This window comes from Arthrobacter sp. SDTb3-6 (assembly GCF_013376095.1).
Taxonomy (GTDB): domain Bacteria; phylum Actinomycetota; class Actinomycetes; order Actinomycetales; family Micrococcaceae; genus Specibacter.
Map to the genome: position 1 here is coordinate 43460 of NZ_JAAMFN010000032.1, position 7640 is coordinate 51099.

The window sequence follows — 7640 nt, forward strand, 5'->3', positions numbered from 1 at the left end:
GGCCCTGGAGCCCACCGGCCAGACCCGCTACACGGCCAGCCGGTACCCGATGCCGCGGACCGTCTTGATCCAGCGCGGCGAGCGCGGGTCGTCGCCCAGCTTCCGGCGCAGGTTGGCCATGTGCACCTCGATGGTGCGTTCGTCCGAGTCGCTGATGTAGCTGCCCACGTCGTACCCCTCCCCGCGCAGCCGGCGCACCAGCTCGGCCTTGGAGAGCACCCGCTTCCCGCCTTCCATGACGGCCAGCAGCAGGTCGAACTCGGTGCGGGTCAATTCCAGTTCCGTCCCGTCCACCTCGGCCGTGCGCATGGCCCCGTTGAGGCACAGCCCGCTGTGCACCAGCAGGCCCACCTGCGCCGGGGGATGTTCGACGGCGGCCGACGGCGCCGGGGTGCCGGCCCCCAGCCCGGCCGGGGCTCCCGACGGCGCCGAAGCTCCCGATGGCGCCGGTGTGCCCGACGGCGCCGGGCCGGCCCCCACTGCGGCCCCGACACCGGCCACCGGTGCAGCAGTCCCCTGCCCGGCAACAGCCCCCTGGCGCGGGCGGCGCAGCAGGGCGCCCACGCGTGCCCGCAGTTCGCGGGGGCGGAAGGGCTTGGTCAGGTAGTCGTCGGCGCCGGTTTCCAGTCCCAGCAGCGTGTCCAGTTCATCGCCGCGGGCGGTAAGCATGATGATGTAGCAATCGCTGAAGAGCCTGATGCGCCGGGCCGCTTCAAAGCCGTCAATGTCCGGCAGGCCCAAGTCCAGCGTGACCACGGCCGGGCGGTAGCTGCGCACGGCCTCCACCCCGGCCGCGCCGGTGCCTGCGGTGTGCACCTCAAAGCCCGATTGGGCGAGGACCACCTTGATCAGTTCACGAATGTCCTGGTCGTCCTCAATGATGACAGCAACCCGCGACCCATCCACAACTACCCCCGAAGGTACATAAGAGACCTGCTGCCCCAAACAGCAGCAATGGGCGTCCACCAATGCACGCCTCTGAACAGTATGACATCATCATTGTCGGGGCGCAGGAGGGTTGTCCGCAAAACCATCCGGCGCCAATGACACGCCGCGTGACTTCCAGCTGCTGGGGGCAACGCTTTCGCAGAGGGACGTCCCTTGACAGAATCCAGAACCACCAGGCTGATCCGCCGTTATTTCCACGAGCGCTCCCTGCGCGTCAAGGTGCTCCTCACGCAGGCACCCCTGAGCCTGACGGTGATGTTGCTGGTAATCCACGCCGTGCTCATCTACCCGGAGGTCTTTGGGAAGCCCATCTTCACCGCCGGCCTGTGGATGCACGCCGCCATTCTTGCCCTGTGTCTCCTGGTTCCCTGGGACCGGCTCCCCCACCCCAGCTTCCTGGCCATTCCCTACCTGGATTTTGTGGCCATCGGATTCACCCGCCAGGGCAGCCTGGAATATGCCACCTCGGCCGGACTGCTGATCCTCTTCCCCGTGTTTTGGCTCGCGGCGTCCGGCCTGGCGCGCAAGACGGCCGTGGTCAGCAGTGCGGTGGCCACCCTTTTGCTGGTCTGGACCCCGGTGTTTCTGGCCACCACCCCGGTGGCGGCGCGGGATCTGGGCAAGCCGCTGCTCTTCCCGTTCATGATGGCCGGCTTCGCCGTGGCCGTCGTGACCATGACCAGCAGCATGGACAGCCAGCGCCTGCAGGTGGTGGCCAAGGACGCCCAGCTGCGTGCCTCCCTGAAGGCCAGCCGCCAGCGCGAACAGCTCCTCTCCACCGTCCTGGACACGGTGGCCGTGGGCCTGGTGGTGGTGGACGGCGGGGGCCATGACCAGCTGATGAATTCCATGCAGCGGGCCAACCACGCCTTGGCCGTGCCGGAGGGCGTCGTGAACCCTGCCGAGAAGGACCTGCTGGTCTTTGCCGGGGACAAGACCACCCCGCTGGAGGCCGAGGCCCGCCCCGTCCGCCGCGCCGTCAAGGGCGAGTCCTTCACCAACTACCCCATCTGGATCGGCTCCGGGGACCGGGCCCGGGCCTTTTCCACCACCGCCCGGACCATCCGCAATGAGGACGGCGATTACGACGGCGCCGTCATCGCCTTCCAGGACATCACCGACATGACGGCCGCCATGGCCGCGAAGGACGACTTCGTTGCGAACGTCTCCCACGAATTCCGCACCCCGCTGACCTCGATCCAGGGATACCTGGCCCTTGCCCTTGATGAACCGGAGCTGTTGCCCGGCGACGTGGCGAAGTACCTGACGGTGGCCGAACGCAACGCCGACCGGCTCAGCGGGCTGGTCGCGGACCTGCTCACCACCGACGCGATGGAGGTGGAGAAGTCCCTGGCCGACGTCGCCGGCCTGGTTGCGGACAGCCTGGCCTCGGCGCGCCCGGCCGCGGCCATCAACGGCGTGGAGCTCACGGCCCAGGCACCGGCCAGCCTGGCCGCCTGGGTTGACCCCGTCCGGATCGGCCAGGTGCTGGACAACCTGGTCTCCAACGCCGTGAAGTACTCGCCCGACGGCGGGACGGTCACCGTGCGCCTGTGGGCCAGCGGCCGTGACCTGCTGTGCGAGGTCCAGGACACCGGGCTGGGCATGAGCAGCGCCGAGCAGGCGGAGGCCTTCACCAAGTTCTTCCGGGCCGATTCCGCCCTGCAGCGCTCCATCCCCGGGCTGGGCCTGGGGCTGATGATCACCAGGTCAATCGTCACCCGGCACGGCGGCACCATTTCGGTGTGCAGCGAACGCAACGTGGGCACCACCATGCGCCTGGTCCTGCCGGACTGTGTGGAGGCGCCGGGCGCGTCCTAGCCCATGGACGCGCTGCCGGAGTAGTACTTGATGGTCCTGTATACGGGGTCGCCGGCGGTGGTCCCGTTCATCGGCTGGATCCGGAAGCTGTAGTCGCAGTAATACGGCGCGGTTGCGTCCGCCGGGTTGACCAGGTTTCCGGAGGCATCCGTGGCGGCCTGCGGGAACGTCAGCGTGGCGGAGAGGTTGCCGGTGGTGAACTCGGTGCCGTAGCCGGAGGTCGTGGACTTCACGGTAACCACATAGCTGGTGGCCCCCGTTGAGGCAGTCCAGTTGATGGCCATGGTGGACGTCGTGGCGCCGCGCACCACGGGCTGCGCCGTCGGGCTGACGGTCCCCAGCGGCGGTGCCGCGGCGGGTGTGACCTGGTCGCACTGGCCGGACGTGTTCGAGGAAAACGTGAACGACTTGTAGACGGGGTCACCGGCCGTGGCGCCGTCGAAGGGCTCAATCCGCAGCAGGTAGGACGTGCCGTTGGAGACCGCGGCTTCGCGGAAGGTAAACACCGCGGTGGTGCCGGTGACGGATTCGGTGGCAACCGGCGTCGCAGGCGGCCCGGTCAGGGACAGGGTGGTCGCGTAGGACGTTGCATTCGTCACGGCCGGCCACGTGAAGGTGAAGGCCACACTCCCCTGTTGCTTGGCGGACGTACAGCTGAAACCGCCCACAAAGGCCCCCGGCCGCACGGCGAGCGTCGGGGAGGCCACCACCCCGCCCACGGGCGGCGGCGCGGTGATGGCGGGCGCGCCGGCCGTGATGGCGATGGTTGCCGTGCTGCTTTGCTGCCAGTTGGCCACGGCGGCAAAGGTCCCGCCGCCAATGAAGACCGTCACGAGGAACGCCACCACGGAGGCCTTGAAGCCCGGCAGCGCGCGGAGCCGCGACCATGCACCTGCGGCATGGCCCGCCTCCGGCCGGGGCTGGCGGCTTCTCATGGATTCCTCCGCCTTCTTTTGGCCAGGGCAGCGGCACAGAACAGGCCGCCGGCAAGCAGCAGCAGCTGCCCGGGGCGCTGGTCGTTGCCCACCACATTACTGTGCGGCGCCGGGTCCGGTGCGGGATCCTCCTGATGCCCGACGCCGGACGGCGCACCGGCCGCTTCGGGCGCGGCCGGTGCGGTGCCCGCCTCCACGGCAGTGCCGCTGGTGCCGGCCAGCTGGGGCAGGGTGGTCCGGGCGGCCGGGGCGGCCGTCCCGTCCGGCGCGTGGCACGCCTGGATGGTGGCGCCGGCACCGGCTTCCTGCATGAGGAAGAGCAGCCCAAACGCGGCGTTTTCGCGGCGGGTGGCGTTGGTGGCGGAGGCGTCCAGGCCAAGGGCCAGTTCCAGGCGCGCGGTCTGGCCGGGGGCCAGCGCCAGGCCGTGGAATACGCTGCGGCAGCCTCCGGGGGCGGCCAGGGGCACGGTGGCCGCGGGCCCGCCGTGCGATCCGGCGGCGAGTTCAAGGGATTGCGTCAGGACGGCATTTCCCCGGGCCGAGGTCACGGCCAGGGAGATCTCCGCCGGTGCGGTACCTGAGTTGCGTACCCAGACGGTGCCGCGGCGGAAATCGCCGGGCACCATGCCGGAGAGATTGGGGAAGACCACAGGCTCCCGGTTGCTGCTGAAGTGGGTGCCATCGCTGCTCAGTTCCATGGCCGGGCCGCCGTCGGCGCTGGCGGGACCTGCCGCCAGGCCGGATGCGGCGGCTGCCAGGAGGCCGCCGGCCACCACGGCCGCTGCGCGGACCCGGCGGGGCCTCCGGCGGGCTGCGGACCGGGCGGGGTTCATGCGCCCTGTCCGGATTCCTTCTTGGTGCGTTTCTTCCCCCAGGCGCCCTGGACCATGCTGAAGGCGCCGAAGCCGATGAGCCCCACGGCTGCAATGGGCAGGATGGCCCCGCGGTTGGTCTGGCCCAGCGAGTTGGCCACAAAGCCCACGTAGGGCACGGCGTACAGCAGCTTGCCGCGGACCTGCTGGGCGTGGACGGGGCCGGCGTCGGCCAGGGAGTTGTTGTCCCCCTTGGTGGTGAACACGCGTTCGCCGGACTGGGTGGTGCCCACGGAAATGATCCGGTGGCTGATCACGGCCGGCTTTCCGGAGGCGATCTGGTAGGTGATGATGTCGCCCACGCGGAGGTCGGCGAACGGCGTGGGCTTGACCACCATGAACGTGCCCGGCGCGTATTTCGGTGCCATCGAGTTGGTCAGGACCGTGTACGTCTGGGAGCCGGTGGCCAGCGGTGCCACCACCAGGACCAGGGCCGCCAGCGCGGCCACCAGGAACAGCAGGTACGCCACGGCGCGCCCGGCCAGGCGCAGCCAGCGCCGTGCGGGCGTGCCCGTGCTTGCCGGCGTTGCGGGCTGGGCCACCGGAGTGGCTGTGTGGGTGGCGGTCATGGCGATCCTTCTCTGGTGTTGGTCTATTGCTGGGCGACGGTGAGGGGAATGGAGATCCCGGCGGTGCTTCCAGCCAGGTTGGCGGGCATGGCCGCGTTGAGGCTGACCTGGAAGCAGAACACCCCGGTGCTCCCCTTGGCGATGGCCATGGAGGGCAGGTCGGTGGGCAGTGCCAAGGTGTACAGGGAGGCGCTGGCGCATTGGGCCAGGGACCCTGCAGCCACGGCCTTGACGGTCAGGTAGCCTGCCAGGCCGCTGCCGGTGTCCGTCTTGACGGGCGTGGAGCCAACGGCGGCGCGGATGGTGAAGGCTCCGCCGGCGTTCGTGACGTTTCCCACCTGGACGCCGGCGTAGGTGGCCTGTCCGGGAACCAGGGCTCCGGCCGGCGTGGTGGTGAGTGCAATGGCGGCGGCGGTGCCGTTGGGAAGTGTCATGTCCGTGGTGTTGCTGGTCTGCGTGTCAGTCAATGTGACCCTGAAGTCCGCTGCCTGGATGGTGCCGGCGCTGGCGCTGGCGGCCGAGTTCCAGAGTGCGTAGCTGCCCGGGACGGCCATGAGTCCCAGGAGGACTGCGGCCAGGACCAGGCCGGCCGCCTTCAGCATGGGCGTACTTCGCATGGCTTCTCCGAACAGGGTGGTGGTGTACCGGCAGTCCGCCGGCACACCACCGGGGTCATCAACGGATGGGTTGGCCGCAGCCCCTTCAGGGGAACGGCCGCCCCGGCTACGAGTTGTTCGCGGAGGCGGGCGCCTGCTGGACCAGCGCGTAACCGATGCCGCCCAGGTTGTACGTGGCGTTGGTGGCGGTGCGCCCCGTGGTGGAGGTGTTGAAGGTGAAGGTGGTGGACGCCTTGACCACTCCGGAATCGGCCGGGGTGAGGATGGTATCCGGAAGAATCTGGGTGCCCTTGGTCAGCGTGGTGGGGCTGAGGGTTGCGGCGCCGCCGAAGGCAGTGGCGCCGGTGCCGTCCTGGCCGGCACCGGTGACCGCCAGCTTGGCCTGCATGAGGTCGCCGGTGAGCGTGACGGTGACGTCCTGCGTGTACGTCAGTACATCGCCCGGAACCACGTGGTAGGCGGTGATGTCCGGGATGACGGTGCCGGCGGCGTTGGTCCACTTGCCGTTGGTGGCCGCCAGGTTCAGGTCACCGGAAACCACGGAGCCCATGTTGGCCTGCTGTGCCTGGTTCCATGTGGCCAGCGTGCCGCCGCCGCCTACCAAAAGGATGACGCCTACGCCGGTTGCGATTGCGCCTTTGACCATCTTGTTCATTGTGAGACCCCTTGTTCAAGTGTTCCCGGCGGGTTTTCCTGCCGATGGGTACAACCATCCGGCAGGCACCTCAAGAAAATGCCGCCAATTTAGGGAAGATCAGCGGAAGGTCCGCCAAAGGTTTACCCAAGCTCCCAAGACCTCCAGGCAAGCTCAATATTTGGGCAGGATCTGCTCAATTCGCCGAAAATACATGGGTTTGGCGGGCCCGGGAACTAGGCTGGAAACACTGAAAGTTGGCACCAAAGGGAAGGGAAGGCACGCAATGTCACGTCCATGTCCACCCTTGGTGAGCCTGGCCCAGTTGCACGAGCTGGAGGATTCCCTGGGCGGGGAAACCGCCTTGTGCAAGGGATTCGTCAACAACTATGTGGCCATGTGGTCCGGGCGGTTCCAGCGGCTGGCCTCCGCCGTGACGGCAGAAGACCTGGAAGACGCCATGGATGCGGCACTGAGCCTTTGCACCTCCAGCCACATGGTGGGCGCCCAGCGCTTGGAACAGTGCACCCAGGACTTGATCAAGAACCTGCGCAGCGGCTGCCTGGGCGGCGCCACGGCCGCCCTGCCCTCCTTGGGGCGGTGCGGGCAGCGAACGGTGGATGCACTGCTGGAACGGTATGTCCGGCGCGCCTAGGGCACCCGTCAATCGGTCCGCAAAGACCAAGGAAACATGGACCAAGTAACGGCGGCGGAGAAGCAAGTGCCGGCCCGCAAAAAAGCCAGTGGTCACCACTCTGTCCGCCCCGGTCGCGCCAGCCTACCGTGGAAGGTAGGGCAAATTCGCCAAACGCAGAGGGAAGGCATCCACATGAGCGGCAGACACAAGGGCATCGCCGTCGGCGCCCGCCCGGCGTCCCGGAAGTACCTGATGACGGGCCTCGTGGCCGCTGTTGCCGTTGCCGTCGCCTGGACACTCCTGGCGGTGCTTCACTAATGCACCTCCGCGGGGCTGCGGCGGGGACGCCGGCGCCTGGATCCGTGCGAATGGACATGCCGCTATCGCGGGAATCACATCCAGGTGTAGGTACAACAAAGTGGGATTGGGGCGGTCCATGGGTACAGTGTCAAGAATGAACACCAATGCATTCCGGGGCGCAGCTGCGCCCGGATACAGCCCAGTGGACAAATTCGTAGCGGTTATTCCGGCCGGGGGTGTCGGGACCAGGCTGTGGCCTTTGTCGCGGGCGGCGGCGCCGAAGTTTTTGCATGACTTGACGGGGAGT

Annotated in this window: 10 protein-coding genes; 4 read left to right on the forward strand and 6 right to left on the reverse strand. The window is 68.3% G+C overall.

Annotation, left to right across the window (positions count from 1 at the left end):
- Window positions 1-27: 27 nt before the first annotated feature.
- Complete coding sequence (locus G6035_RS14840) at window positions 28-906, reverse strand: response regulator transcription factor (RefSeq protein ID WP_176617874.1); 879 nt, start codon at window positions 904-906, stop codon at window positions 28-30.
- A 195-nt stretch (window positions 907-1101) separates the two neighbouring features.
- Between G6035_RS14840 and G6035_RS14845 the strand changes: the two genes are divergently transcribed.
- On the forward strand, window positions 1102-2769 hold the full coding sequence (locus G6035_RS14845) for a cell wall metabolism sensor histidine kinase WalK (protein ID WP_176617875.1): 1668 nt from the start codon (window positions 1102-1104) through the stop codon (window positions 2767-2769).
- Here G6035_RS14845 and G6035_RS14850 read toward each other — a convergent pair.
- From G6035_RS14850 to G6035_RS14870, 5 genes are all read right to left on the reverse strand, one after another.
- Window positions 2766-3704, reverse strand: coding sequence for a hypothetical protein (locus G6035_RS14850; RefSeq protein ID WP_176617876.1), 939 nt, complete (start codon window positions 3702-3704; stop codon window positions 2766-2768). The two genes, G6035_RS14845 and G6035_RS14850, sit on opposite strands and share 4 nt — an antisense overlap.
- Complete coding sequence (locus tag G6035_RS14855; RefSeq protein WP_176617877.1) at window positions 3701-4537, reverse strand: hypothetical protein; 837 nt, start codon at window positions 4535-4537, stop codon at window positions 3701-3703. The genes G6035_RS14850 and G6035_RS14855 overlap by 4 nt, the downstream gene beginning before the upstream one ends.
- Window positions 4534-5145: a signal peptidase I gene (locus G6035_RS14860; protein ID WP_176617878.1), complete on the reverse strand. Its 612-nt coding sequence runs from the start codon at window positions 5143-5145 to the stop codon at window positions 4534-4536. The genes G6035_RS14855 and G6035_RS14860 overlap by 4 nt, the downstream gene beginning before the upstream one ends.
- A 23-nt stretch (window positions 5146-5168) precedes the next feature.
- Entirely contained in the window at window positions 5169-5762 is a 594-nt protein-coding gene (locus G6035_RS14865; protein WP_176617879.1) for a hypothetical protein, read from the reverse strand.
- A 106-nt stretch (window positions 5763-5868) separates the two neighbouring features.
- A complete protein-coding gene (locus tag G6035_RS14870) occupies window positions 5869-6417 on the reverse strand; it encodes an alternate-type signal peptide domain-containing protein (protein WP_176617880.1) in 549 nt (182 codons plus the stop codon).
- Between the two features lie 265 nt (window positions 6418-6682).
- On the opposite strand from G6035_RS14870, the gene G6035_RS14875 reads away from it, so the two are divergent.
- From G6035_RS14875 to G6035_RS14880, 3 genes are all read left to right on the forward strand, one after another.
- Complete coding sequence (locus tag G6035_RS14875) at window positions 6683-7051, forward strand: Hpt domain-containing protein (protein ID WP_176617881.1); 369 nt, start codon at window positions 6683-6685, stop codon at window positions 7049-7051.
- Between the two features lie 174 nt (window positions 7052-7225).
- Entirely contained in the window at window positions 7226-7351 is a 126-nt protein-coding gene (locus G6035_RS20215) for a hypothetical protein (protein ID WP_256128017.1), read from the forward strand.
- A gap of 136 nt (window positions 7352-7487) precedes the next feature.
- Window positions 7488-7640: sugar phosphate nucleotidyltransferase (locus tag G6035_RS14880; protein WP_256128021.1), on the forward strand; the 153-nt coding region annotated here is incomplete at its 3' end.

What these genes read in the sequence shown, in the direction of transcription:
- G6035_RS14850 (WP_176617876.1), bottom strand. Translation starts at nt 3,704, where the DNA reads ATGAGAAGCCGCCAGCCCCGGCCGGAGGCGGGCCATGCCGCAGGTGCA.
- G6035_RS14855 (WP_176617877.1), bottom strand. Translation starts at nt 4,537, where the DNA reads ATGAACCCCGCCCGGTCCGCAGCCCGCCGGAGGCCCCGCCGGGTCCGC.
- G6035_RS14860 (WP_176617878.1), bottom strand. Translation starts at nt 5,145, where the DNA reads ATGACCGCCACCCACACAGCCACTCCGGTGGCCCAGCCCGCAACGCCG.
- G6035_RS14865 (WP_176617879.1), bottom strand. Translation starts at nt 5,762, where the DNA reads ATGCGAAGTACGCCCATGCTGAAGGCGGCCGGCCTGGTCCTGGCCGCA.
- G6035_RS14870 (WP_176617880.1), bottom strand. Translation starts at nt 6,417, where the DNA reads ATGAACAAGATGGTCAAAGGCGCAATCGCAACCGGCGTAGGCGTCATC.
- G6035_RS14875 (WP_176617881.1), top strand. Translation starts at nt 6,683, where the DNA reads ATGTCACGTCCATGTCCACCCTTGGTGAGCCTGGCCCAGTTGCACGAG.
- G6035_RS20215 (WP_256128017.1), top strand. Translation starts at nt 7,226, where the DNA reads ATGAGCGGCAGACACAAGGGCATCGCCGTCGGCGCCCGCCCGGCGTCC.